The organism is Methylomonas koyamae, assembly GCF_006483455.1.
Classification (GTDB): domain Bacteria; phylum Pseudomonadota; class Gammaproteobacteria; order Methylococcales; family Methylomonadaceae; genus Methylomonas; species Methylomonas koyamae_B.
This window is the reverse complement of the sequence record NZ_PPPU01000001.1, coordinates 48,438-73,681: the sequence shown is the minus strand read 5'-3', so window position 1 is coordinate 73,681 and position 25,244 is coordinate 48,438. Positions and strand designations below refer to the sequence as shown.

Sequence of the window (25,244 nt, the reverse complement as noted above, 5' to 3'; positions counted from 1 at the left end):
TGCGCCACAAATACTTGGAACCGGAGCGGGCCAAGCGTTCTCGCTAAGACATCGGTTCGCCTTGCCACCGTTGCAACAGTGCGCGGTGGGCTGTCTTATCGGGTAAGCCGGGGCGGGCGCCCAAGCGGGTGCAACATAACCCGCCGGCGGCACTGGCATAACGTAGCAACTCGGGCCAGGCCAAACCGGCCGCCAAACCGGCGGCGAAGGCGCCGTGAAACGCGTCTCCGGCCCCGGTGGTATCGATCGCCGTGACCGGCGGCGCGGCCAAACGGCCTGCTTCCTGACCGGTCCGCCAAACCAGGCCGCGTTCGCCCAACGTGACCACCACCCAGGGTGCAATTTCCGCCAACCCCGACAGCGCCGCGTCAACGCCTCCGGAATGCTGAAGCGCAAATTTTTCCGAACACACCAAGTAGTCCATTTTGTCCAGCAAGGCTTCGGTGCCGGAATGTAACGATCCGGCATCCAGAACGGTCGGAATCTTTTCGGCGGCGCAGCGCTCCAGCAAGCGCGCTGAAATATGCGGCTCGTGGCCGTCGCACAACACCACTTTGGGCCGGATCACCCCGAAGTCCACACTGTCTGCCGGTAGCGCTCGCGTGTCGCCTTTGTAATTAATCAACGCGCGCTTGCCGTCGGGCTTGACCAGTACTGCCGACAATGGCGTCGGCGAGTCGCCGCGGACGATGCAGCAGGTATCGACCCCATGGCTTAGCAATTCGCTTAAATGGCTATCGCCGTAGACGTCGTTGCCCAAATAGCCGCTGAATCCTACGCGGTAACCCAGGTTCGCCACCATGACCGCGGCGTTTGCCGCCGGGCCGCCGCCGCAGCCGAGCAAAGCGGCGGCCACCGTTTTTTCGTCGGCTGCGGGATGGTGCGGCACGCTGAACACCAGGTCGTAGCTGGCATGGCCGACGCAAAGTACATCCAAATCAATCAAGTCCGGTTCCATATGCAGGTGTGGTTAGCGTTTAATCCAGGCCTTTGCTGCGGTTTTCCATCCGCCGCAACAATTCGCCGATGATGGCTCGGTACAATTCTTCGCCCAAATATTTGTCTTCGACGCCGCTGTCGATGCTGGGGTTGTCGTTGACTTCGATAACGTAGCCCTTGCCGTTGATTTCCTTGACGTCGACGCCGTAGAGGCCGTTGCCTATCGGCTGGGTGGCTTTCAACGCCGCGTCCAGCACCGGCTTCGGTACTTCGAAGGTCGGCAGCGTGGCGAAATTGCCGCTGTCGGTGCGGTTGGTGCCGTGGCGGTAAATCTGCCAATGGTTTTTCACCATGAAATAGCGGCAGGCATACAGCGCTTTGTGGTTGAAAATGCCGATCCGCCAGTCGAAATCGGTATAAAGAAACTCCTGTGCCAGCAATAAAGCCGATTGTTCGAACAATTCGCCGACCTTGGTTTCCAGTTCGGCCCGGTTATTGACTTTGACGATGCCGCGCGAAAACGAGCCGTCCGGGACTTTGATGACGACCGGAAAGCCGGCGATGGCTTCCAGCTTGTCCAGGTGTTCGGTGTTGCCTTTATGCAGAATCCAGGTTTTCGGTGACGGCACTTTGTGGGTGCGGAACAGATCGGCCAGATAGACCTTGTTGGCACAGCGCAAAATCGAGGTCGGGTCGTCGATCACCACCAAGCCCTCCGCTTCGGCCTTTTTCGCGAAGCGGTAGGTATGGTGGTCGATCGCCGTGGTTTCGCGGATGAACAGGCCGTCGAACTCGGGCAAGCGGCCGTAGTGGTTGTGGGTGATCAATTCCACGTCGACACCCATTTGCCGGCCCACCGCAATGAACTTCTTCAGCGCGCCGCGGTTGCTGGGCGGCAGGGCTTCCGCCGGATTGATCAAGATCGCCAGATCGAAGCGGGCATTCTTGCGGGCCCGGCTTTTACGCCAGACTTTTTTGCTGAAGCGGTCCAGAGCCTCGGCAAACAGGGTTTGCATCGTGTCGTCCAACTGGCTGGGCGAAACCGCTTTCAAATCGGTGATTTGCCACTGCTGCTCCAGGCTCAGCGTGATTTCCAGAATCGGGCAGGCGAAACGTTCGAACAACAAGCGGGCCAGTTCCTGAAATGCCGGTTCCGGCGTCGTGCCGAAATAACTGTACAACCGGTATTCGCCGGTCTGGTGCTGGTGCTTGAGGGCGCGGGCCAAGGGTTGGTTCAAATCCTCCAGCTGCAGTCGGTACAACGCATTTTTGCCCAGATCGTTGATGATCTTCACCGAGGGAATCACATGGTGATTACGGGCTTCGGCCAGCAACGAGCAATAGTAACCGTCCGACAGATAGCTATAGCTACTGCACAGATTGATAACCCGCACCCGTTGGTCGGGGTCGCTCTGTTCCATGGCCAGATAGGTTTCGAAACTGACGACCTGCTCGCTGGGATAATAAGGGTTCCAGTCGGAAAGATTGTCGACGACCAGCAGCGTACTTGCCATGTTGCTCAAACTCGGTGGGTTGGGGAGGCTGAATTTTGAAACCAGACAGGTTTTTAAACAAGGAGTAATATTTCTGCTTTATCCGACCGAGGCTGCTTGCTGCGAAATGTCCTATTCCTATGCCGATATCGATGCCAGCGTTTTTCCTGCCAGTTATGCCGAAGCCAGGCAACAGTGGTTACAACGGGTGGCCGCACTCGATTGCTCGATGCAATTACAGGCGTTTCCCTGTTCCGGCCTCGGGCCGGACGGCGAAGCGCTGATAACCGATAGCGTCTGGTTGGGCGATGCCGATGCCGCCAACGTCGTGGTGGTATTGGGCGCCACTCACGGCATCGAAGGATTTGTCGGTAGTGCCGGCCAAATCGATTTGCTCGATTCGTTGCGGGCCGGGCGGGTAGTCATGCCACAGACAAGCGCGATTTTGTTGGTACACGCGTTGACACCCTGGGGTTACGCCTGGCTGCGGCGTTGCGACCGGGATGGCGTCGATTTGAACCGGAACGCGGTGGACTTTTCGGCGTCGTTGCCGGAAAACCCGGATTACAAGCGGCTGCGAGAGGTCATATTTCAGCCCGACGCCGAGCAACGCCGCCAGGCCTTCGCCGATTATGCAGCGCAATACGGCCGGGTCGCGTTGGAGCAGGGCATCAGCGGCGGCCAATACGCCGATTCGGAAGGCCCGTTCTACGGCGGCCGGGCTCCGGCACATGGCCGCTTGGTGTGCGAAGCATTGATCAGCAAATACGCGCTGCAGCAGCGGCGGTTGGCGGTCATCGACTTGCACAGCGGGCTGGGGCCTTACGGTTACGGCGAAATCATTTGCGACCACAGGCCGGACAGTCCCGGTGCGGCAGTGGCCAAGCGTTGGTATGGCGATTCGGTGACCTTGCCGCTGGCCGGTACCTCGAGTTCGGTGCCGAAGCTGGGCCTGTTGGATTATCTGTGGCACGCGGCGATGACGCCGGAAAGCTGCTATGTCACTTTGGAGTTCGGCACCTTCAGCACCGACCGTTTGTTCGAAACCCTGCTGCGGGACCACCTGATCTGGGCCCAGGGCGGGAACGGCGCCGAGCGGCAGGCGAACGCCCAGCTCATGCTGGCTCACTTTTGCCCGGCGGCAACGGCCTGGAGAGAAATGGTGTTGTTCCGCATCCGCCAAGTGATCGGTCAGGCTTTGCCGGGAGTGTCGGTTTGAATATCGGCTTGCGGCCGGCGCAAAACGCCGATCTGGCGGCCTTGGTCGCTCTGGAGAATGCCAGTTTCAATACCGATAAATTGAGCCGGCGCAGCTTCAAACACTGGTTGGCCAGCGAGCACCGGGCGTTGTTACTGGCTGAATACGATGGTCAAGCGGCCGGCTATATCCTGATCATTTACCATCCCGGTACCCGGCTGGCGCGGATTTATTCGTTGGCCGTGGCGCCGCAATTGCGCGGAAACGGTATTGCCAAGGCCTTGATGCAGGCCGGCGAGCAAGCGGCCGAAGCCGACGGCCGCCTGTATTTGCGGCTGGAAGTCAGCGTTGATAATTTGCCGGCAATCGGACTTTACGAGACCTTGGGATACAAAAAATTCGGCTTGTACCGCGACTATTATCAAGATCATAAAGATGCCTTGCGCTACCAAAAGCGCATTCGCCGTTACCACGACCAGCCGCAGCAGCGGCCGGTGCATTGGCTGCGGCAAACCACGCCGTTTACCTGTGGGCCGGCCTCGTTGATGATGGCGCTGCACGCGTTAAACAAACAATATTTGCCGTCGCGGGAAGAGGAAATCGAAATCTGGCGCGAAGCAACGACGATTTTTATGACCTCGGGCCACGGCGGCTGCCATCCGTTGGGGCTGGCATTGGCCGCAAAACGCCGGCAATTCGCCGTTGAGGTTTGGATCAACCAAAGCGGCCCGCTGTTTATCGACAGCGTGCGCAGCGAGGATAAGAAACAGGTGGTCGAATTGGTCGACAACCGCTTCAAACACCTGGCGGCCGAGCAGGGGGTCGCCGTGGTTTACGCCAATATTACCCAGAACGATTTGACCGCCGCCTTCGAGGCCGGAGCGATTCCGTTGATTTTGATCAGCACCTTCGCGATGGATCGCAAGAAAACCCCGCATTGGGTGGTCATGAGCGGTTTCGATAAAGACTGCCTGTACATGCACGATCCTGATCCGGAAGAGGGCCGGCAAAGCGAGCTGGACTGCCAATTCATTCCGGTCGCGCGTGAGGATTTCGACCGGATGTGCTGTTTCGGCAAGAGCCGTTTGCGTACCGCGGTGATTGTCAAAGCCGGTTGACCCGTGTCAGGCCGCGCCTAACAATTTCGCAGCGCATTCTCTTCCGCCGCGGCAGCGGCTAAAATACGCCACTTTCAGCCAGCGGAACCGAAACCGAAATGCATCCCTCCGATCGAGACGAACAGAAAAAAGTGAAAAACATTGCCGCCATCGTTTACCTGTTGGTGTTGGGGTTTCTGGTCGGCGGTTCTTATCTGCACCAGCAACGCACGGAAACGGCGGCGGCTAGTCCGGAACTTGCGGCGAAACCTCAGCCGCAATAAACCCTGAATCCCGGATATTGCCCGGCGAATTGACATCGCCAGGCAACAACAGTAACTTAGCCGGCTTTCTCAAAAAAGCCGTTCGCAAAATCTGACCAACAAGAGCCGTTAATGGAAGAATTTCACCGCATCAGCCGTCTGCCGCCTTACGTATTCAACATCGTCAACGAACTGAAAGCCAAAGCGCGCGCCGCAGGCGACGATATCATCGACTTCGGCATGGGCAATCCCGACCAACCGACGCCGAAGCACATCCTGGACAAGATGGTGGAAGTGGCGCAACGCGGAGACACCCACCGTTATTCGGTCTCGAAAGGGATCCCTCGCTTACGCAAGGCCATTTGCGGCTGGTACAAAAAGCGTTTCGACGTCGATCTTGATCCCAATACCGAAGCCATCGTCACGATCGGCTCGAAAGAAGGTTTGTCGCATCTGGCCTTGGCAACCCTGGGCCCCGGCGACGTGGTATTGGTGCCGAATCCGGCCTATCCGATCCATCCCTACGGTGTGGTGATCGCCGGTGCCGACATTCGCCACGTGCCGCTGACTCCCGGCGTCGATTTCTTCGCCGAATTGCAGAAAGGCATCGACGAGTGCTGGCCGAAACCGAAGATGCTTATTTTGAATTTTCCGGGCAACCCGACCTGCCAGTGCGTGGAACTGGACTTTTTCGAAAAAGTCGTCGCCATCTGCAAGGAACACAATATCTGGATCGTCCACGACATCGCCTATGCCGATATCGTGTTCGACGGCTATGTTGCGCCGTCGATCCTGCAGGTGCCGGGTGCGAAGGATATTGCCGTCGAGTTTTTCACCTTGTCCAAAAGCTACAACATGCCGGGCTGGCGGATCGGTTTCATGTGCGGCAATCCGACCTTGGTCTCGGCATTGACCCGGATCAAGTCGTATATGGATTACGGCGCATTCACGCCGATTCAGGTCGCGGCGATCACCGCACTGGAAGGGCCGCAGGATTGCGTGCAGGAAATCTGCGACATGTACAAATCGCGCCGCGACGTGTTGTGCGACGGCTTGAACGCGATGGGTTGGCAGGTCGAAAAACCGAAGGCAACCATGTTCGTCTGGGCCAAAATCCCGGAAGCCTACCGCGAGATGGGCTCGATTGAATTTGCCAAAAAGCTGATCATCGATGCCAAGGTGGCGGTATCGCCCGGCGTCGGTTTCGGCCAATTCGGCGACGACCATATCCGTTTCAGTCTGATCGAAAACGAGCAACGCACCCGCCAAGCCTTGCGCAGCATCCGTAATATGCTGAAAAAAGACAACGTTGTATAATCGCCCGCCGTTTTGGGTAAACAGAAGGAGTCGGATTTGAAGCCGGTTAGAGTTGGAGTATTGGGGCTGGGCACCGTCGGCGGCGGTACCGTCAACGTGTTGAAACGCAATGCCGAAGAAATCGCCCGCCGCGCCGGCCGCGAAATCGTCGTGACGCGAGCGTCGGCGCGCGACTTGAATCGCGACCGCATCTGCCATACCCAGGGCATTGCCTTGACCACCGATCCATTCGAAATTGTCAACGACCCGGATATCGACGTCGTCGTTGAGCTGATTGGCGGCTACGACTTGGCGAAACAACTGGTGTTGACCGCGATCGCCAACGGTAAACACGTCGTCACCGCCAATAAAGCGCTGATCGCGTTGCATGGTAACGAGGTGTTCGCCGAAGCCAGCAAACAAGGCGTGATGGTGTTGTTCGAAGCGGCCGTGGCCGGCGGTATCCCGATCATCAAAGCCATCCGCGAAGGCTTGGCCGGCAACCGGATCAAGTGGCTGGCCGGCATCATCAACGGCACTGGGAACTTCATTCTGACCGAAATGCGCGACAAAGGCCGCGATTTCGACGACGTGCTGAAAGAGGCGCAAGCCCTGGGTTACGCCGAAGCCGACCCGACTTTCGACGTCGAAGGCATCGATGCCGGCCACAAGCTAACGATTCTGGCCTCGATCGCGTTCGGCATTCCGCTGCAATTCGACAAAGTCTTTACTGAAGGCATTACCAAGATCACCCGGCTCGACGTGGAATATGCGGAGGCCCTGGGCTACCGGATCAAAAACCTGGGCATCGCCCGCAAAACCGACGACGGTATCGAGTTGCGGGTGCATCCGACCTTGATTCCGAAACGGCGCTTGATCGCCAATGTCGACGGCGTCATGAACGCGGTGCTGGTATGCGGCGATGCGGTCGGCCCGACTTTGTATTACGGCGCCGGGGCCGGCGCGGAACCGACCGCATCGGCAGTCGTCGCCGATTTGGTCGACGTCGTCAGAGCGATGACCAGTGACCCGGAAAACCGGGTGCCGCATCTGGCGTTTCAAGCGGACGCCATCGCCGATATTCCGGTGCTGCCGGCCGACGCGATCAAAACCGCCTATTACCTGCGGTTGACCGCCGAGGACAAACCCGGCGTGTTGGCCGACGTCAGCCGCATTCTGGCGGCGCACCACATCAGCATTGAAGCCCTGATTCAAAAGGAGCCGCCGGCAGGCGAAACCTCGGTACCAATCATTATGCTGACTCAGCAGACGCTGGAACATGAAATGAACGCGGCGATTGCCGACATCGAAGCCCTGGCCACCGTCAGCGGCAAAGTCGCGCGCATCCGCCTGGAAACCTTAGGATAAACAATGGCAAAACCCACACGCTACACCGGCCTGATCGATCGTTACCGCGACCGTTTGCCGGTCTCCGACGATACCCGCATCATTAGTCTTTGCGAAGGCGACACCCCGCTAATCCAACTGCAAAATATTCCGCGTCTGATTGGTAAGGATGTCGACATTTATGTCAAGTTCGAAGGCCTGAACCCGACCGGTTCGTTCAAGGATCGCGGCATGACCATGGCCGTGACCAAAGCGGTGGAAGAGGGTAGCCAAGCCATTATCTGCGCCTCGACCGGCAACACCTCGGCGGCGGCTGCGGCCTATGCCGTGCGCGCCGGCATCCGCGCCTTCGTATTGATCCCGGAGGGCAAGATTGCGTTGGGCAAATTGGCGCAGACCATGATGTACGGCGCCAAGATTATTCAGATCAAAGGCAACTTCGATGCCGGCATGGCAATAGTCAAGGAAATCGCCGACCATGCACCGGTGACGATCGTCAATTCGATCAATCCTTATCGGCTGGAAGGTCAAAAAACCGCGGCGTTCGAAATCGTCGACGCCCTGGGCGATGCGCCGGATTTCCACTGCCTACCGGTGGGCAATGCCGGCAACATCACCGCTTACTGGAAGGGTTACAAGGAATACTCTACCGACAGTAAAACACATAAAGCCGTGACCAAAAAACGACCGGTGATGTGCGGTTATCAAGCCGCCGGTGCCGCGCCGTTTCTGGCCGGCCACCCGATCGAACACCCCGAGACCGTCGCCACGGCGATACGGATCGGCAATCCGCAATCCTGGGACGGCGCCTGGACCGCACAGAAACAATCCGGCGGTTGGTTTGCCTCTTTCACCGACGAACAAATCCTGGCAGCGCAAAAAATGCTGTCTGCTTACGAGGGCATCTTCTGCGAACCGGCTTCAGCGACTTCGTTGGCCGGAGCCTTGTTCGACATCGGCAACGGCAATATTCCGGAAGGCAGCACCATCGTCTGCACCCTGACCGGCAACGGCATCAAGGACCCGGATACCGCGATCGCCCAATGCCGGGACGACCAGCCGGTGACGGTGGAAGCCACTCTGGACGCAGTGAAAAGAGCGATTCTGGATAACATGTGATCCTGGCATTGTTCCCGCAAAAGCCGGCTGCAGCCGGCTTTTTTATTGGCTGATATGTATCTGCAAAGCGTAAAAAAAGTCATCGTTCCCCGCCCGGAACAGGTGAAAAATCCGCACTTCGGCGAAATGGATCCCGTATTGCAGCGGATTTTCAACAGTCGCGGCATTCAAAATGCGGAGCAACTCGACCGCGGCTTGGTGCGTTTGCCGTCGCCCTGGTTGTTGTCCGGCATGAAAGCCATGGCCGAACACTTGCTTGCCGCCTTGGAGCGGCAAAGCAAAATCACTGTGGTGGCCGACTTCGATGCCGACGGCGCCACCAGTTGCGCGTTGGCATTGAAGGGCTTGGCCTTGTTGGGGGCGGAAAACCTGGATTTCGTGGTCCCGAATCGCTTCGAATACGGTTACGGTTTGACACCGGAAATCGTTGAGCTGGTAAAACGGCAGAATCCGGATGTCATTCTTACCGTCGATAACGGCATTTCCAGTATCGACGGCGTCAAAGCCGCGAAAGCCGCCGGCTTCACGGTACTGATCACCGACCACCATTTGCCCGGCGCAGAACTGCCGGCAGCCGACGCCATCGTCAACCCGAATCTGCCCGACGATAAGTTTCCCAGCCGCAATATCGCCGGCGTCGGCGTCATGTTTTATATCCTGATGGCGTTGCGCATTCGTCTGCGGGAAACCCATTGGTTCGAAAAACGCCGAATTGCCGAACCCAATCTGGCCCAACTACTCGATTATGCCGCTTTAGGTACTGTGGCCGACGTGGTGGCGTTGGATCAGGTTAACCGGATTCTGGTGCATCAGGGCCTGTTGCGGATTCGTTCCGGCCAATGCCAGCCAGGCATAAAAGCCTTGGTGGAAGTCTCCGGCAAGTCCCTGTCAGGCATACACGCCAGCGATTTGGGGTTTGCCGTTGCGCCGCGGCTGAACGCTGCCGGGCGGATGGATGACATGACCCTGGGCATCCAGTGCCTGTTGACCAACGACGCCGGCTTGGCACGGGATATCGCTGAACAATTGCATGTGCTGAACCAGGACCGCAAGGAAGTGGAAGGGCAGATGAAAACCGAAGCCATGGCTTTATTGGCCGAGATGAAGGCTTTGGACGAGCAGCATGTTCCAGCCGGGGTTTGCCTGTTCGACGCCAATTGGCACCAGGGGGTGATTGGGATTCTGGCGGCGCGGATCAAGGACCGCGTGCACCGGCCGGTGATTGCGTTCGCCCCGGCCGAGAATGGCGATATCAAAGGCTCGGCCCGGTCGATTGCCGGCGTGCACGTGCGCGACGTGCTCAGCGACATCGCCGCCAAGCATCCGCAGATTTTGACTAAATTCGGCGGCCACGCGATGGCGGCCGGCTTGACCATAAAGCTGCACGATTATCCGCATTTTGCGCTGGCCTTCGCGGAAACGGTGGCGGGCAAACTGGCAAACGTCGACTTGCAGCAGAAGGTTTATTCCGACGGCGAACTCGACGAACGCCATCTGAGCTTGGAATTCGCCGAAACCTTGCGCCAGGCCGCGGTGTGGGGGCAGGCGTTCCCGGAGCCGGAATTTCATGGCGTGTTCGACGTGATCCAATGCCGTATCGTCGGCCAGCAACACCTGAAATTTGTGTTGCGATTGCCGTTCGGCGGGCAACTATTGGATGCGATTGCCTTTTTCGCCGATCATCCGGAAAAATGGCTTGGCTGCCGCAAAATCAACGCGGCGTACAAATTGGACATCAACGAATTTCGCGGTCAACGCAGCCTGCAACTGTTACTGCACTACTTGGAAAAATGGGAGTGAGTTGGCCAATGACTGAAAAAGTTTTGCGCTGGATCGAGACCTACCCGGTTGCCCTAATTCTGACGGCTTTGGCGGTGCGCGCCATATTTTTGTTGGCAAACGGGCTGGATTTGATCGGCGACGAAGCGTATTACTGGGACTGGTCGCGGCGGCCGGATTGGTGTTACTACAGCAAACCGCCGATGGTGGCCTGGCTGATCGGCCTGTCTACCTGGTTACTGGGCGATTACACCGTTGCGGTGCGAATGCCGACCTTGGTGTTGGGGACGGTATTTCTCTGGTTTTTTTATGCGACGGCACGCGCTTTTTACGGCGGCCGCGGCGGGGCCTTGGCCTTGTTGTTGATTTTGGCGACGCCGATCAATGTGCTGGCTAATTTTTTGATGACGATCGATCCCCCGTTGTACTGCTTTTGGATCATCGCGATTTACCATTTGCGCCGCGCCCTATTCGATGGTCAAGCGCGGGCCTGGTTATGGGCCGGCTGCGCTAGCGCGGCGGCTTTGCTCAGCAAACAGGCGGCATTGGCCTTGCCGGCGATGTTACTGATCTTTCTGGTCACCGATAGCCAGCGCCGCCATCTGCTGAAAAGGGAATTTCTGTTGTATTTATTGCCGATTTTAGTCGCTGCAGTGCCGATCCTGTGGTGGAACCAGCAGCACGATTGGGTCATGTTCGGCCACAGTCGCAGCCACTTCGGCAATCATGAGCCGGTCCCAATTGGCAAGCACGTGCAATGGGCGCGGGATTTTCTGCTGTACCAAATCCTGTTGATATCTCCGGGGATTTTCGTATTGCTGCTGCTGAGCAGCCTGCAGGCCGTGTTCAAGTTCGGTGAACTTGGTGCCGAGCAGCGCTTTCTATTGCTGATGGGGCCGGCGTTATTATTGGGTGTGTTGCTGTTGAGTTTTCTGCAAAAGGCTCAGGGCAACTGGCCGATGCCGTTCTATTTTACCGGACTGATACTATTGGCCGGCGAACGCGCCGCCGGTTACTGGCGGCGCAGCTTCAAATACGCGCTGGCTTTCGGTTATTTGATGGTGATTACCACCTACGCTTTACCGATTCTGTTGCAGGCGTTCAATCTGCAAAACACGGCGCTGGATCCAACCAAACGCTTCAAAAGCTGGCGGGAATTGGCGATCGATGTTCATTTTGAGCGATTGATTAGTGTGCCGAGTGTTGAGGACACGTTTTTGCTGGCGCTAGGCCACCGTTATCTTGCCAGCGAACTGGCATTTTATCTGCCGGACCATCCCCGGACTTACCGCTTCGAAACCAGCGGCGAGGTCAGTAGCCAATATGAGGTATGGCCAGGACCGGTTGAGTACATCGGCAAAAATGGTTTTGTCATCGCCGAACAAACTCGCGACTCGTTGCCGCCGGTCTTGACGACGGCATTTGAGCGGTTTCGGTTCTTGGCGGAAATAGCGAATCCGGATCGGCCGGGGGCGAAATACTATTTGTACCTCGGCGAAAACTTGAAATTCTGGCCGGATCCGGTCAGCCCTGGATTAACTCACAAGGATGCCCATGTTACATCGGACAATTAGGCGCGCCCGGCGCGAACTGGCGATATTGCTGATACTGGCGGGACTCACCACATTGCCGTTTTGGTTTAGTGATTTGGATCTACGTCTGGCCGGATTGTTTTACCGGCCCGACAGCATCGGCGATGTTTGGCCATACCAGCATTGGGGGCTGTGGGAAGTTTTGTACGACTACGCGTTTCCGTTCACGGTATGTGCCGGCACCATTGCGCTGATTGTTTATATCGCCAGCCATTTTCATGCTTATACCCGCAGGTTCCGCTTGCGAGCGTTATATATTCTGTTGGTGATTGCCATCGGTCCCGGATTGGTGGTCAATTTGATCTTCAAAGACCATTGGGGGCGAGCCCGGCCGGTGCATGTCACCCAATTCGGCGGCGAGCATCAATACACGCCGCCGTTGAAATTCGGTCATACCCCGGATAAATCCTTCGTCTGCGGCCATTGTTCGGTCGGATACAGCTTCTTCGTGCTGTATTTTTTATCGCAAAACCATAAGCTGCTGTATTTTGGATTGACACTGACGTTGGCTTGGACGCTGGGCTTTACCCGAATGACCTCGGGAGGGCATTTCGTGTCCGATATTTTATGGTCGGGTTACTTGGTGTTTCTGGTGGCTTATGCCTTGTACTACGGCTGGTATGTGCGGGTTGCCAAATTGCATCTACGCCCCGAGCGTTGACTGTAGCGCCCTTCGCGGCCAACTTGTTTGCCGGCCGGGCCGATTTAACAGGCTGAGTTTTCAAGGCCGGCTTGATATAATGCGTCGGTTTTAGTTCACCTTAACGAGAGATTTGCATGATTCAAGGTAGTATCGTTGCGCTGATTACCCCGATGATGGAAGACGGTGCGGTGGATGAAGCCAGCTTAAAAAACCTGGTTGAATTTCATATAGAGCAGGGCAGCGACGCACTGGTGGCGGTCGGCACCACCGGCGAATCGGCAACTCTCGACGAAGACGAACACTGCGCGGTAATCAAATTCGTGGTTGATTGCGTAGCCGGCCGGATACCGGTGATCGCCGGTACCGGTGCCAATTGCACCCGCGAAGCGATCCGTTTGACTGATCGGGCCAGACAAGCCGGAGCGGACGCCTGCTTGCTGGTGACGCCGTATTACAACAAGCCGACTCAGGAAGGTTTGTACCTGCATTACAAGGCTATCGCCGAGGCAGTGGACATTCCGCAAATTCTGTACAACGTGCCCGGCCGCACCGGTTGCGATTTATTGCCGGAAACGGTAGGCAGGCTGGCCAAGATCGCCAACATCGTCGGCGTTAAAGAAGCCACCGGCAAACTGGAACGCGTCAAACAAATCCGGGATTTAACCGACGCATCGTTTGCGCTTTACACCGGCGACGATGCCACCAGCTGCGAATTTTGCCTGATCGGCGGTAACGGCAGTATCACCGTGACCGGCAACGTGGCGCCCAAGCTGGTGCACCAAATGTTGGCGGCGGCAATGCGGGGCGATAGAGTCGAAGCCGAAGCGATTGACGCCCACCTTACCGGCCTGCACCAGGCCTTATTCATCCAGTCAAATCCAATTCCGGTGAAATGGGCTGTTGCGGAAATGGGTTTGATCGGCAAGGGTATTCGCCTGCCGCTAACCTGGCTCAGCGCGGAATGTTTCGACACCGTGAGAGCTGCGATGCGGCAAGCTGGCGTTTTGCCCTCATGAAATCGACGAATTTTCTACGGTTGGTATTTACCGGCGCTTTGGTCAGCCTTATGCCGGCCTGTAGTTATGTCAAAAGCTGGTTTCCCGACAAAGAGCGCGATTACCAATTCACGACCGAAATTCCCGAATTGGTGATCCCGGACGATCTCAAGCGCAAAACCCTGGCTGCGCCGCCCGCTGCTGCGGTGGTGGCGAAGGCGGAACCGGTTGCCGCTGCAACCCCGCAACCGGTTCCCACGAAATCGGAAGAGGCGGTTGCCCAGTCCAGGCAGCCGACCGAGTCGGTTCGGCCTGCCGAAACCTCGGTACCTGCGCCGCGCCCGGCAGCCACAGCCAATGTCAGCAGCTTGCAAATCGACCAATCCGCGCAGCAAGCCTGGTGGCTGGTAGGCAAGGCCTTGAGCCGGCAAAAACTGGAGGTCGTCGAACGCAATGTCGATAAACGCTATTTCTTCGTTAAATACGACCCGAACGCCATCAAGCCGGACGACGGATCGTTTTTGGATGAAATCAATTTCCTGTTCGGCGACGATCCGAGCCGTGAACAGGAATACAGAATAAGCGTCAACGAGTTGGATGCCCAATCGGCCGAAGTCACCGTGCAAGACGAAGCTGGCACCACGCTGTCCAATGACGTCGCCACCTCTTTACTCAGATTAATTACCGACGGTATCAAGCAGGATATGTCGGCGGAACCCACGGAAGCGCCGGCGGAGAAATAGCCGTTTGCGCTAAGTTCGCGTTTGGCGGCTACGCCGGCGCGGCAAGCACATCTCTTTTGCGTTACAGACCTTCGAATTTATTATGTTGATCCTTCCCGGCACCTCCGCATTGTCCCGTTTCCGTATCGAAAAATTGCTCGGCGATTTACAGGCTATCGAAGCCGGCATCGTCGGCTTCGATGCGCGCTTTCAACATTTCATACAACTCGACGATCAACTAAATCCGGCGGACCAGGCCATGCTGGCGCGCTTACTCGACTACGGCGATGCCGCCGACCGCGCGCCAACTGCCGGCGTTGACCTGGAACCGGCCGGAACCCTGTGGGTGGTGCCGCGTCTGGGTACGATTTCGCCATGGTCGAGCAAGGCCTCGGAAATCGCCGAGCGTTGCGGCTTGACTGCAGTTAAGCGCATCGAACGCGGTATCGAGTACCGTTTTTTTGCCGACTCGCCGTTGGCCGATGCGGTTAAACAGCGTTTGGCGGTGGTGTTACACGACCGGATGACTCAGCAGGTTGTGTCCGACACCGACGGATTGGACTTGTTTGTCAGCCACGCGCCGAAGCCGTTACAAACCGTCGCCATCATCGAACGCGGCCGCGCCGCGTTGGAACAAGCCAACACCGAACTGGGCCTGGCTTTGTCGGCCGACGAGATCGACTATCTGACCGAAAGCTTCAGCCAGTTGGGCCGCAATCCGACCGACGTGGAACTGATGATGTTTGCTCAGGCCAATTCCGAGCATTGCCGCCATAAAATCTTTAACGCCAGTTGGACTATCGACGGCGAGGAACAGGCCAAATCGCTGTTCGCGATGATCCGCAATACCCACAACCTAAACCCGCAAGGGGTGTTGTCGGCATATAAGGACAACGCTTCGGTGCTGGCAGGCCCGACCGCTCAGGTGTTCATCCGCGACGCCGATAGCCATCGCTATGGCTTCGTCGAGGAAGCCGCGCACATTTTGATGAAGGTCGAGACTCACAACCATCCCACCGCGATCTCGCCGCATCCCGGCGCCGCGACCGGTTCCGGCGGCGAGATTCGCGACGAAGGTGCCACCGGCCGCGGTTCCGCGCCCAAGGCCGGTTTGACCGGCTTCAGCGTGTCGCATCTAAAAATCCCCGGTTTTTCGCAGCCCTGGGAAGCCGACAACGGCAAGCCGGAACGCATCGCCTCGGCTTTGGACATCATGCTGGAAGGCCCGATTGGCGGCGCGGCGTTCAACAACGAATTCGGCCGGCCCAATCTGGCCGGTTATTTCCGCAGCTTCGAGCAACCTGCGGAAAACGGCGAAGCCAATCAATTCCGCGGCTACCACAAGCCGATTATGATCGCCGGCGGCTTGGGCAACATCCGGCCGATGTTGGTCGAAAAACAGCCGATTCCGGCCGGGGCGTTGATCGTGATTTTGGGCGGCCCGGCGATGCTGATCGGCCTGGGCGGCGGCGCGGCCTCGTCGCAAACCTCCGGCGCCAGCGCGGCGGAGCTGGATTTCGCCTCGGTGCAGCGGGAGAACCCGGAAATGCAGCGTCGTTGCCAGGAGGTGATCAACCACTGCAACTCGCTGGGCGAACATACCCCGATCGTGTCGATTCACGACATCGGCGCCGGCGGCTTATCCAATGCGGTGCCGGAAATCATTCACGATTGCGATCGCGGCGGCCGCTTCGAATTGCGCAAGGTGCAAAACGCCGACAAGGGCATGTCGCCGATGCAAATCTGGTGTAACGAAGCGCAAGAGCGCTACGTGGTCGCGATCAAGCCTGAATCCCTGGCACTGTTTCAAAGCTTCTGCGAGCGCGAACACTGCCTGTACGCGGTGATCGGCCATGCCACCGACGAGGAACACTTGACCCTGAGCGACGAATGGTTTGGGCAGTCGTCTCCGATTGATTTACCGATGTCGGTATTGTTCGGCAAGCCGCCGAAAATGCACCGCGACGTGCAGCGGCTGCACAAAACCTTGCCGGATTTGGCTTTAGATCAAGTCGAGCTGGCCGAAGCAATTAGACGGGTATTGGCGTTTCCGGCCGTTGCCGACAAGAGCTTCCTGATCCACATCGGTGACCGTTCCGTCACCGGTCTGGTCGCTCGCGACCAGATGGTCGGGCCGTGGCAAGTACCGGTGGCCGACGTTGCGGTCACCGCGTCCGGCTTTCAGGCCTACACCGGCGAAGCGATGGCGATGGGCGAGCGCACGCCGCTGGCCTTGATCGACGCCCCGGCATCGGGTCGCATGGCTATCGGCGAAGCCTTGACCAATTTGGCCGCTGCCCGCATCGGCAAGTTGAACGACGTGAAATTGTCGGCCAACTGGATGGCGGCCTGCGGCAGCCCCGGCGAAGACGCGGCCTTGTTCGATACCGTCAAAGCGGTTGGTATGGATCTCTGCCCGGAATTGGGCATAGCGATACCGGTCGGCAAAGACTCATTGTCGATGAAAACCGTGTGGCAGGACGATCAGGGCAACAAAACCATGACCTCGCCGCTGTCGTTGATCATCACCGCCTTCGCGCCGGTACAAGACGTGCGCGACACGCTGACGCCGGAATTGAAGAACGAGGACAGTGTATTGCTGTTGATCGACCTGGGCCAAGGCAAAAACCGCCTCGGCGGCTCGATATTGGCGCAAGTCTACAATCAGCTCGGCAATCAAGCGCCGGACTTGGATAGCGCCGACCTATTCAAACGTTTCTTCGACGCCGTCCAAACCCTAAGCCAGCAAGGCCTGATCCTGGCCTACCACGACCGCGCCGACGGCGGGTTGCTGGCCACGGTTGCGGAAATGCTGTTCGCCGGCCGTAAGGGAGTCGATCTGGACTTGTCCGATTTGTCCGGCGACGCTCTGGCGGCGCTGTTCAACGAGGAGTTGGGCGCGGTGCTGCAAATCAAAAACAGCGACTTGAACCAAGTCGCCCGTCTGCTGGATCACGCCGGCCTGGACGACTGCAGCCACGTGGTCGGCCGCGTGGCGGCGGGCCAGCAGTTGCGGATTTTTAAATCCGGCCAGCAACTCTACAGCGCTACGCGCGCCGAGTTGCAGCAAATCTGGTCGGAAGTCAGTTACCGGATGCAGGCACTGCGCGATAACCCGGAGTGCGCCAAGCAACAGTTCGAACGCATCGCCGACGATAAGGACCCCGGTCTGACGGCACAGTTGACGTTCGATCCGAACGACGACATCGCCGCCGGTTTTGCCGGGCAAGTAAAGCCGAAAGTTGCGATCCTGCGCGAGCAGGGCGTCAACGGCCACGTGGAAATGGCGGCGGCCTTCGACCGCGCCGGCTTCGATGCCATCGACGTACACATGACCGACATCATCGGCGGCCGGGTCAGCCTGAGCGAATTCAAAGGCCTGGTGGCCTGCGGCGGTTTTTCCTACGGCGACGTGCTCGGCGCCGGCGGCGGCTGGGCCAAATCGATTCTGTTTAACGCCAAGGCCCGTGACGAATTCGCCGCCTTCTTTGCCCGCCCGGATACCTTCGGTCTGGGCGTGTGCAACGGTTGCCAGATGATGTCCGGCTTGAAGGACATCATTCCCGGCGCCGAACACTGGCCGGCCTTCAAACGCAATCTGTCCGAGCAATTCGAAGCGCGGGTGGCGATGGTCAAGATTCAGGCTTCGCCGTCGATTTTCTTTACCGGCATGGCGGGTTCGCTGCTGCCGGTGGTGGTCGCGCACGGCGAGGGCCGGGCGGAGTTCGGCAGCTTGAATCCGGCCGACGCGCTGGCGGCAGTCGGCTACGTCGATAACTACGGCAATGTCGCCGAGACTTTCCCGGCCAACCCGAACGGCTCGCCGAACGGCATTACCGGCCTGACCACGGCTGACGGCCGCTTCACTATCATGATGCCGCATCCCGAGCGCTGCTTCCGGGCATTACAAAACTCCTGGCATCCGGCGGACTGGGCCGAAGATGGCGCTTGGCTGCGGATGTTCAGAAATGCGAGAGTTTGGGTCGGTTAGGGCTTCGCGGGGAGAATGCGCTTAGCTCGGGTCGAGGTCCGAGATGGGCCTTTTGCCGAGGCTGACCTCATCGTCCTGCAGGTAACCCAGGTTTCGGTAAAACGCCAGCGCGGCGCCGTTGCCGACCTGAACTTGCAAATTCAGTTTTGGGGCAGCTGCGCTTGGTTAGTTCCGTTTCTGCGGCGTGTATCAACTGCCTCCCCAACGCCGACCGGCGTTTGTCCGGCGCCACGGCGAGGTAGTTGAACCAGCCGCGGTGGCCGGCGTAACCGGCCATTGCGGTGCCGATAATGTCGGCGTCGGCATCGACTCCAACCAGGAACAATTCCGGTTGCACACTTAGTTTGGGTTCGATATCCAGATACGGATCGTTCCAGTGGCGCAGCAGACCGCATGCCTGCCAAAATCAGATCACCGCCGCTTGATCTGTGGGCCGGTAGGGGCGGGTTTTTATGTCGAATTTTGGCTCCGGCTGTCGAATGTCGGCGGCGTAAACGATGGCGAATAGGCCGGCTATCGGGCACAAGCCAGAAAGTGAATTTTTCCTGTGGCTGCATTTGGAACCACGCCGGATAATACCCGGTTTTGAGTGTCACTGTGCAATGAGTCTTCGCTACCAGATTATCCTTCGTGTGTTGTTGTCGTCGCTCTGCATTTTGCTGTTGGGCGGGGCGATTGCAATATGGCAAGCCCGACAGGCAGTGGCAAAAGAGGTCGACGCGTCGATTCATTTGGCGTTGCAACTGATTACACTGGGCATAGCCGACACTCCTGTGTTTCAACAAAGCAGCGATTTATCCCGCTTCAGTGCGCTGCGTCAGACCCGCCACTTGACCATCCAATTGCAAAAACCGGACGGCCAACTGATTCATTTTGCCGGCGAAACCTTGCCTAGCTCTCCCGAGGAAATGCCCCCCGCTTGGTTCATCGGCTTGGTGAAAAGCGATTATCCGCAAGTCGAACATCAGTTGAAAACCGAACAGGGACAGGAGTTGAAGCTGATCATTCAGGCGCAACCGCTGGACGAAATTACCGAAGTATGGGGCGAAAGCGTCGGTTTTTTAGCGTCGATTTCGCTGCTGACCTTGTTGACTTTTTTAGCGGTCAATCTGGTGTTTAATAAGTCGCTGCAGTCGATTGCCGTTATTGTCGACGCTTTACGGATTATCGAAACCGGCCAGTACCGACTCAAGTTGCCGCCGTTTTCCACCAAAGAATTCGACGATATTGCCAATGCAATCAATCACATGACGACTGAGTTGGAAAAAGCTCGCCAGGAAAACCGAGCACTGACCCAGCATTCGCTGGCAATCCAGGAAGAAGAACGCCGACGCTTGTCTCAGGAATTACATGACGAATTTGGCCAATCCCTGACGGCGATTAAGGTGATGGCCGTCACAGCCGGCCACCAAAAAGCCGATACGGTTAAGATTAGCGCGTCGATCAGCGAAATTTGCGATCATTTGATGACGGTGGTGCGTTCGATGATGCAACAGTTGCATCCGCTAGTGCTCAGTGAGTTGGGATTGAAAGCGACATTGGAAGAAATGGTCAACCATTGGTCGGAGCGGAATGCCGGCTTGCAATTGAATATCCGCTGCAGCGATGCAGTCGACGACCTGGATAAAAATCTGACGGTTCAGATATTCCGGGTGATTCAGGAATGTCTGACCAATGTGGTGCGGCACGCCGGGGCCGGGCGTGTGGCCATCGATCTGGAACGGATGGAATCGCCTGCGGCCTGTCTTCATCTTAAAGTGCAGGACGACGGCCAGGGTTGCGATTTGCAGGCGGTAAAGCGCGGTTTCGGGCTATTGGGGATTAAGGAGCGCATCAAATCGTTGGACGGCGAACTGAAAGTGGTTTCCAGTCCCGGTGCAGGAATGGTTGTCGATGCCAGGATTCCGTTATGACAACGAAAATCAAGATATTGTTGGTTGACGACCACTTAGTGGTACGGGCCGGATTTAAGATGCTGTTGGCTGCAGGCGATGCGATCGAAGTGATAGGCGAGGCCGAACGCGGCGAACAGGCGATTCAACTTTACCAGGAACTGCAACCGGATATGTTGGTGATGGATTTATCCATGCCGGGTATTGGCGGGTTGGAAACCATCCGCCGAATTATGCAGCGCGATCCGGCCGCGAAGATTTTGGTATTCAGCGTGCACCACGAACAGGTTTATGTCGGCCGGGCACTGAACGCCGGTGCGAAAGGCTATATTACCAAAAACAGCGCGCCCGGCATTCTGGCCGAAGCTATTGCTGCGATCATGGATGGCGGCGAGTACGTAGAACAGGGTTTGATCAAAAGCCTGAATCAAACCGATACGCCGCGTTCCGATCATCAGGCCGCTATCGCCGGTTTTTCGCCGCGGGAATTTGATGTGTTCAGTTTGTTGGCCCAAGGCATGACGGTGCATAAAATCGCCGACCAACTGTGCCTCGGGCATAAAACCGTGGCGAACTACGCCACGCAAATCAAGAAAAAATTGCAGGTGGATACCACGACCGAATTAGCGCATATTGCCGTCAATTTGGGATTGACGCTGCGTTGAGTCAACGCCAATCCGGGCTTGATTCAGTCTAATAGCCCGTCGAGTTCGGATTTTTGTACCAAAACCGCCGGCATCTTTTCGTTCAGCAGATCTGCCGGGAATCCAAGCGGACGGGTGATTTGTTCCGGAAGATTGGCCAGAATTTCCGCCGGTTCCATGCCTCGGTCCTGGCGTTCGCTGATCCAACCGGCCAGGCAGACCGCGTAACCTAATTTATTTGGCTGCTCCGATAACCAGGGCTCTGCAGACTGTTCTAACGTCTCGATCAGGATTTCGGCGAAACGCCAGCGTCGGCAAAGTTCGGCGCAAACCTGCTGACTGGTAAAGCCAAGACGGTTTTTCTCGATGTCCAGCCGCTCCGCGCCGCCGGCTTTGACGTGTTGATCTATTTCATTGGCTTCGCTTGGGCAGGCAATGTGAATCAACACGTTACCCAGATTGGACAGCAGGCCGGCGGTGTACGCGATATCGGCAGCGACTCCCGCCTGTTCCGCCAGCCATTTACTGTATGCAGCAGTGCGAAAACTGTTCTGCCAACTTCGTTTGACATCGAAGTTTTTTATCTCGGGCATAGCGCCAATCATTCCGGACGCGATTACCAAGGTTTTCAGTTGATTTAATCCCAACATGGCAACCGCTTCGTTGATAGAGCCAATTTTTCGCGACAAGCCGAAATGTGCCGAATTGACCAATCGCAAAATTTTTAGCGCGATGACCTGTTCCTTCTCAACATCACGGGCGATGTTGAGCATGTCCGCATTCGGATTGTTCAGTTGGTTGATGATGGATCTGACGACCTCAGGTACTTGAGGGATCTTATGAATTTGATCGAACAACTGGTTAATGGAAGTGGGCATGTCCTATTTCCTAAAAGTGCGTTAGTGGATGTGCACCTTAAGTATAGCCGCCAGTTGTGGGTTTACTGGGGATTTGGAAGCCGAACTAAAGCCGTAGCGGCCGGTCCGGCTTCCGTTTGAGGGTTATGTTAGGTTTTGAAGTTGCCGACCATCGAACGCAATTGATCGGCCAGAGCCATCAGTTCGTGGCAGGCTTCCGCGGTGTTTTTTGCCCCAATCGAGGTTTCTTCCGATACCCGGCTGATATTGGTAATGTTACGGTTGATTTCCTCAGCCACCGCGGTTTGCTCCTCGGCGGCGCTGGCGATCTGATTGTTCATATCATTGATCGTATCAATACGTTCGCTGATCGAAGTAATCGAGCCGCCGGCGGAAGCGGCCTGTTCAACGCTCGATGTGGCTCGGCTTCTGCCGTTTTCCATCACGTTTACCGCTTGTTTTGCCCGGTCTTGTAGGCGTTCTATGGTTTTTTGAATTTCCAAGGTCGAGTTTTGGGTCCGGCTGGCCAAGGTTCTGACCTCGTCGGCTACCACGGCAAAACCGCGGCCTTGTTCGCCGGCGCGAGCCGCTTCGATGGCTGCGTTTAAAGCCAATAGATTGGTTTGTTCGGCAATGCCCTGGATAACGCCCAATACTTCACCGATGCTATTGCTATCGTTTTCCAGCTCGTGGATCACGTTGGACGCGTTTTCCACTTCGGAGGCCAGGTTATTGATGCCGTTTACGGCGTCTTTGACGATATTTTTGCCGGAGGACGCTTCTCGATCAGCAATTTCTGCAGCCTCCGACGCGCGGACTGCGTTTCGGGCCACTTCCTGCACGGTAGCAGTCATTTGTTTCATGGCGTTGGCGACCAGCGTGGTTTCGTGCAATTGTCGCTCGACGCCCGATTGGGTGGACTGAGTAATATTGGCTAATTTGTGCGAAGCGCTGGCGAGTTTTTCGCTGGTCACGCTGATTTGGTCGATGGTTTTAGCAATTTTGCGGACGAACGAATTGAAGCTGGATGCGATCCAGGCAAACTCCGATTTGCCGCTAGCGTCTAGGCGGGCGCGCAAATCGCCGTCGCCGCTACCGATGTCTTGCAGCTTCAGCGCCAGAGCTGTCAACGGTCCGATGATGATTTTGTTCATCATGAAGTATCCGGTGAAGCCGATGATAATCAAGGTGATGATCAGGAAGCCGATGGCGTAGTAGACGTGCTGTTTCAACTCGTTTAAAGCCACGCTGAACGGCGTAATGATCTCGAATGCGCCATGTAATTCTCCGGCTCGGCGGTTTTCCATCGGGTAACCCAGCAAATCGACCCCTTTATCGTTTTTCCATAAGGTCTGGGACATTTTCGGATCGCCATGGCACAGTTCGCACTGTTTGACCATTTTTACCGGACGCAGGTAGCGTATTTCTTCTTTATCTTCGTCGACATAGCTGTAATCGCTGGCCGAAGGGTTGTTTCTGAAATACTCCAATGCTGTGCGTTCGATATCGTCCGCGGCGTTTCGCGGATTGCGGGGATTCAGGCTAGGCGCCTTGAAACGAAAACCGTGGCCTTTGGCTTCGGTCTCCACCACATCCCAAGCGTTGGCGGTCGGTACCGTCGCGATCACCAATTCGCGGGCTTTGGCTTGTCCGAACTGTTCAATTAAACCCATCAACTGTTCCGGAGAATAAACGCCGGATTCCCACTTCTTAACCACGTTGTCGCGAACTGATTCAGAAAGGATCAACAGCTGGCGAGAAGAGGCTATTTGACTGTCGATCAGTTTTTGTTTTTCGGCACTCGAATACACGATTAATATCGCTACGCCGACTAGTGTGAGGACGGACATGGTAATTGCTACCACTTTTACCCCCACAGAATGCCAGTTCATCATTAACATCCTAAAGCTCCCGAAACATGTTGTATTTTTAGCTAGATCAGCTCGTATTAGACGGCTGGGTCCGCAAGACAGACGGGCTGAGTATAGCTTACAATTTAGCGTCAACAATTCTGAAAACTTAATAACAATGCGGAAAATAAAGGTTTTGTTTGTATGCATGGGCAATATTTGTCGATCTCCGACGGCCGAAGGTGTTTTTGCCCACTTGGTGGCCGAAAAGAACTTAGCTGAACGGTTTCAGATCGATTCGGCCGGCACTCACGCTTACCACATTGGCGATGCGCCGGACTTGCGGGCGCAGAAAGCGGCTCGGGAACGCGGTATCGAATTGAAGCATATCCGGGCGCGTAAAGTAGTAGCCGAGGATTTCGAGAATTTCGACCATATCCTGGCCATGGATGACGATAACCATGCGATATTGAGCGAGGTTTGTCCGCAAGATCAGGCTCACAAGATTCGGCGTTTTCTCGAGTATGCGCCGCACCTGAATCAAAGGGATGTGCCTGATCCTTACTATGGCGGTAGCTATGGTTTCGAACGGGTTTTGGATTTGGTCGAACAAGCCTCCGAGGGATTTTTGCAAGCACTTCAGGCTAAAGGCGATTTGCAACTTTAAAGACGTTGGTCGGGGAGCGCTTATGGCGATTGTGTCGAATACCGTAGGTTATTTGGATGGCGACGTGGCTCTGGAAGGCTTTTTTGCCTACGACGACGCGATCGCCGGCCCGCGCCCGGTTGTACTGATTCATCATGCGTGGGGCGGACGGGACGGTTTTGTTGCCGAAAAGGCAAAACTATTGGCTGAATTGGGTTATTTGGGTTTTGCCGCCGACGCATACGGTCGTGGTGTTCTTGGCAAAAATCCGGAAGAAAATGCCGGCCTGATGCAACCTTTTATGGCCGACCGGGCGCAATTGCAGCGACGGTTGCATGCCGCATTATCGGCGGCGAAATTGCTGCCTTGGGCCGATAACGCCAAGATTGCCGCTATCGGATTTTGTTTCGGCGGATTATGCGCGCTGGATTTGGCCCGCTCCGGCGCCGATCTTCGCGGCGTGGTATCGTTTCACGGCTTGTTGCTGCCGCCGGACAATATCCCGGAGCCACGGATCAAAGCCAAAGTATTGGTGCTGCACGGCCACGACGATCCGATGGCACCGTCGGCGCAGGTGCAGGCGCTGCAGGTCGAGTTGACCCGGGCCGGTGCCGATTGGCAAGTTCATAGTTACGGCAACACGATGCACGCGTTTACCAATCCGGTTGCCAATAACCCCGGCTTCGGCACAGTTTACCAACCGCTGGCCGACCGCCGCTCCTGGCAAGCGCTGCAAAACTTCTTGGCCGAGATTTTTGCCTGACGGCAGAGGGTGGCGTTTGCTATAATTCGGCGCTTTATAATCCGGCCAGCACCGAGTAAATGGAATTGATGCATCGGGCTGTCCTGTCGAACGGGTAAACCGTCGACTGCACCAGAAT

General features: G+C 56.7%; 21 protein-coding genes. 16 read left to right on the top strand and 5 right to left on the bottom strand.

The genetic code is table 11. The features are described 5' to 3' along the window. Window positions 1–43 precede the first annotated feature (43 nt). Both C2U68_RS00310 and C2U68_RS00305 read right to left on the bottom strand, forming a co-directional pair. Window positions 44–958: a carbohydrate kinase family protein gene (locus C2U68_RS00310; RefSeq protein WP_140910510.1), complete on the bottom strand. Its 915-nt coding sequence runs from the start codon at window positions 956–958 to the stop codon at window positions 44–46. Between the two features lie 19 nt (window positions 959–977). Further along, on the bottom strand, window positions 978–2,453 hold the full coding sequence (locus tag C2U68_RS00305) for a RimK family protein (protein ID WP_140910509.1): 1,476 nt from the start codon (window positions 2,451–2,453) through the stop codon (window positions 978–980). A 106-nt stretch (window positions 2,454–2,559) separates the two neighbouring features. On the opposite strand from C2U68_RS00305, the gene C2U68_RS00300 reads away from it, so the two are divergent. The 12 genes from C2U68_RS00300 to purL all read left to right on the top strand — a co-directional run bounded on the left by C2U68_RS00300 (window position 2,560) and on the right by purL (window position 18,474). Next, window positions 2,560–3,651: a DUF2817 domain-containing protein gene (locus C2U68_RS00300; protein ID WP_140910508.1), complete on the top strand. Its 1,092-nt coding sequence runs from the start codon at window positions 2,560–2,562 to the stop codon at window positions 3,649–3,651. After that, a complete protein-coding gene (locus C2U68_RS00295; protein WP_140910507.1) occupies window positions 3,648–4,748 on the top strand; it encodes a GNAT family N-acetyltransferase/peptidase C39 family protein in 1,101 nt (366 codons plus the stop codon). Before C2U68_RS00300 ends, C2U68_RS00295 begins: the two co-directional genes overlap by 4 nt. A gap of 98 nt (window positions 4,749–4,846) precedes the next feature. Next, window positions 4,847–5,011 (top strand): hypothetical protein, encoded by a 165-nt coding sequence (locus C2U68_RS21025; protein WP_186289453.1) that lies wholly within the window; start codon window positions 4,847–4,849, stop codon window positions 5,009–5,011. Window positions 5,012–5,122: 111 nt separating this feature from the next. Continuing rightward, window positions 5,123–6,307, top strand: coding sequence for an alanine transaminase (gene alaC, locus C2U68_RS00290; protein WP_140910506.1), 1,185 nt, complete (start codon window positions 5,123–5,125; stop codon window positions 6,305–6,307). A 36-nt stretch (window positions 6,308–6,343) separates the two neighbouring features. Beyond that, window positions 6,344–7,654, top strand: coding sequence for a homoserine dehydrogenase (locus C2U68_RS00285; protein WP_140910505.1), 1,311 nt, complete (start codon window positions 6,344–6,346; stop codon window positions 7,652–7,654). Between the two features lie 3 nt (window positions 7,655–7,657). Then, a complete protein-coding gene (gene thrC, locus C2U68_RS00280; protein WP_140910504.1) occupies window positions 7,658–8,752 on the top strand; it encodes a threonine synthase in 1,095 nt (364 codons plus the stop codon). Between the two features lie 54 nt (window positions 8,753–8,806). Then, window positions 8,807–10,552, top strand: a complete 1,746-nt coding sequence (gene recJ / locus C2U68_RS00275) for a single-stranded-DNA-specific exonuclease RecJ (RefSeq protein WP_140910512.1) — start codon at window positions 8,807–8,809, stop codon at window positions 10,550–10,552. Between the two features lie 8 nt (window positions 10,553–10,560). Continuing rightward, window positions 10,561–12,105 carry an ArnT family glycosyltransferase gene (locus C2U68_RS00270; protein WP_140910503.1) on the top strand — a complete coding sequence of 515 codons (1,545 nt, stop codon included), beginning with the start codon at window positions 10,561–10,563 and terminating at the stop codon, window positions 12,103–12,105. Beyond that, window positions 12,086–12,784: a phosphatase PAP2 family protein gene (locus tag C2U68_RS00265; protein ID WP_140910502.1), complete on the top strand. Its 699-nt coding sequence runs from the start codon at window positions 12,086–12,088 to the stop codon at window positions 12,782–12,784. Before C2U68_RS00270 ends, C2U68_RS00265 begins: the two co-directional genes overlap by 20 nt. Before the next feature lie 116 nt (window positions 12,785–12,900). Next, a complete protein-coding gene (dapA, locus tag C2U68_RS00260) occupies window positions 12,901–13,782 on the top strand; it encodes a 4-hydroxy-tetrahydrodipicolinate synthase (protein ID WP_140910501.1) in 882 nt (293 codons plus the stop codon). Next, window positions 13,779–14,504 (top strand): outer membrane protein assembly factor BamC, encoded by a 726-nt coding sequence (bamC, locus tag C2U68_RS00255; RefSeq protein WP_140910500.1) that lies wholly within the window; start codon window positions 13,779–13,781, stop codon window positions 14,502–14,504. Before dapA ends, bamC begins: the two co-directional genes overlap by 4 nt. Before the next feature lie 82 nt (window positions 14,505–14,586). Further along, complete coding sequence (gene purL / locus C2U68_RS00250; RefSeq protein WP_186289452.1) at window positions 14,587–18,474, top strand: phosphoribosylformylglycinamidine synthase; 3,888 nt, start codon at window positions 14,587–14,589, stop codon at window positions 18,472–18,474. 67 nt (window positions 18,475–18,541) lie between these two features. On the opposite strand, the gene C2U68_RS21740 is transcribed toward purL, so the two are convergent. Then, the gene (locus C2U68_RS21740; RefSeq protein WP_409563839.1) at window positions 18,542–18,835 is read right to left on the bottom strand and encodes a GNAT family N-acetyltransferase; all 294 of its coding nucleotides are present in this window, start codon (window positions 18,833–18,835) and stop codon (window positions 18,542–18,544) included. A gap of 241 nt (window positions 18,836–19,076) precedes the next feature. Between C2U68_RS21740 and C2U68_RS00240 the strand changes: the two genes are divergently transcribed. Next, the gene (locus C2U68_RS00240) at window positions 19,077–20,387 is read left to right on the top strand and encodes a sensor histidine kinase (RefSeq protein ID WP_140910498.1); all 1,311 of its coding nucleotides are present in this window, start codon (window positions 19,077–19,079) and stop codon (window positions 20,385–20,387) included. Further along, entirely contained in the window at window positions 20,384–21,031 is a 648-nt protein-coding gene (locus C2U68_RS00235) for a response regulator transcription factor (protein WP_140910497.1), read from the top strand. Before C2U68_RS00240 ends, C2U68_RS00235 begins: the two co-directional genes overlap by 4 nt. 23 nt (window positions 21,032–21,054) lie before the next feature. On the opposite strand, the gene C2U68_RS00230 is transcribed toward C2U68_RS00235, so the two are convergent. Next, window positions 21,055–21,888 carry an HDOD domain-containing protein gene (locus C2U68_RS00230; RefSeq protein ID WP_140910496.1) on the bottom strand — a complete coding sequence of 278 codons (834 nt, stop codon included), beginning with the start codon at window positions 21,886–21,888 and terminating at the stop codon, window positions 21,055–21,057. Between the two features lie 128 nt (window positions 21,889–22,016). Beyond that, window positions 22,017–23,717 carry a methyl-accepting chemotaxis protein gene (locus C2U68_RS00225; RefSeq protein WP_260839143.1) on the bottom strand — a complete coding sequence of 567 codons (1,701 nt, stop codon included), beginning with the start codon at window positions 23,715–23,717 and terminating at the stop codon, window positions 22,017–22,019. Between C2U68_RS00225 and C2U68_RS00220 the strand changes: the two genes are divergently transcribed. Continuing rightward, window positions 23,716–24,384 carry a low molecular weight protein-tyrosine-phosphatase gene (locus tag C2U68_RS00220; protein WP_409563838.1) on the top strand — a complete coding sequence of 223 codons (669 nt, stop codon included), beginning with the start codon at window positions 23,716–23,718 and terminating at the stop codon, window positions 24,382–24,384. The two genes, C2U68_RS00225 and C2U68_RS00220, sit on opposite strands and share 2 nt — an antisense overlap. 22 nt (window positions 24,385–24,406) lie before the next feature. Then, on the top strand, window positions 24,407–25,126 hold the full coding sequence (locus C2U68_RS00215) for a dienelactone hydrolase family protein (RefSeq protein ID WP_140910493.1): 720 nt from the start codon (window positions 24,407–24,409) through the stop codon (window positions 25,124–25,126). The last annotated feature ends 118 nt before the right edge of the window (window positions 25,127–25,244 follow it).

Excerpts from the sequence above, each read along its gene's own strand:
- C2U68_RS00310 (WP_140910510.1), bottom strand. The coding sequence starts at position 958 with ATGGAACCGGACTTGATTGATTTGGATGTACTTTGCGTCGGCCATGCC.
- C2U68_RS00305 (WP_140910509.1), bottom strand. The coding sequence starts at position 2,453 with ATGGCAAGTACGCTGCTGGTCGTCGACAATCTTTCCGACTGGAACCCT.
- C2U68_RS00300 (WP_140910508.1), top strand. The coding sequence starts at position 2,560 with ATGTCCTATTCCTATGCCGATATCGATGCCAGCGTTTTTCCTGCCAGT.
- C2U68_RS21025 (WP_186289453.1), top strand. The coding sequence starts at position 4,847 with ATGCATCCCTCCGATCGAGACGAACAGAAAAAAGTGAAAAACATTGCC.
- alaC (WP_140910506.1), top strand. The coding sequence starts at position 5,123 with ATGGAAGAATTTCACCGCATCAGCCGTCTGCCGCCTTACGTATTCAAC.
- thrC (WP_140910504.1), top strand. The coding sequence starts at position 7,658 with ATGGCAAAACCCACACGCTACACCGGCCTGATCGATCGTTACCGCGAC.
- recJ (WP_140910512.1), top strand. The coding sequence starts at position 8,807 with ATGTATCTGCAAAGCGTAAAAAAAGTCATCGTTCCCCGCCCGGAACAG.
- C2U68_RS00270 (WP_140910503.1), top strand. The coding sequence starts at position 10,561 with ATGACTGAAAAAGTTTTGCGCTGGATCGAGACCTACCCGGTTGCCCTA.
- C2U68_RS00265 (WP_140910502.1), top strand. The coding sequence starts at position 12,086 with ATGTTACATCGGACAATTAGGCGCGCCCGGCGCGAACTGGCGATATTG.
- dapA (WP_140910501.1), top strand. The coding sequence starts at position 12,901 with ATGATTCAAGGTAGTATCGTTGCGCTGATTACCCCGATGATGGAAGAC.
- bamC (WP_140910500.1), top strand. The coding sequence starts at position 13,779 with ATGAAATCGACGAATTTTCTACGGTTGGTATTTACCGGCGCTTTGGTC.
- purL (WP_186289452.1), top strand. The coding sequence starts at position 14,587 with ATGTTGATCCTTCCCGGCACCTCCGCATTGTCCCGTTTCCGTATCGAA.
- C2U68_RS00240 (WP_140910498.1), top strand. The coding sequence starts at position 19,077 with ATGAGTCTTCGCTACCAGATTATCCTTCGTGTGTTGTTGTCGTCGCTC.
- C2U68_RS00235 (WP_140910497.1), top strand. The coding sequence starts at position 20,384 with ATGACAACGAAAATCAAGATATTGTTGGTTGACGACCACTTAGTGGTA.
- C2U68_RS00230 (WP_140910496.1), bottom strand. The coding sequence starts at position 21,888 with ATGCCCACTTCCATTAACCAGTTGTTCGATCAAATTCATAAGATCCCT.
- C2U68_RS00220 (WP_409563838.1), top strand. The coding sequence starts at position 23,716 with ATGGTAATTGCTACCACTTTTACCCCCACAGAATGCCAGTTCATCATT.
- C2U68_RS00225 (WP_260839143.1), bottom strand. The coding sequence starts at position 23,717 with ATGTCCGTCCTCACACTAGTCGGCGTAGCGATATTAATCGTGTATTCG.
- C2U68_RS00215 (WP_140910493.1), top strand. The coding sequence starts at position 24,407 with ATGGCGATTGTGTCGAATACCGTAGGTTATTTGGATGGCGACGTGGCT.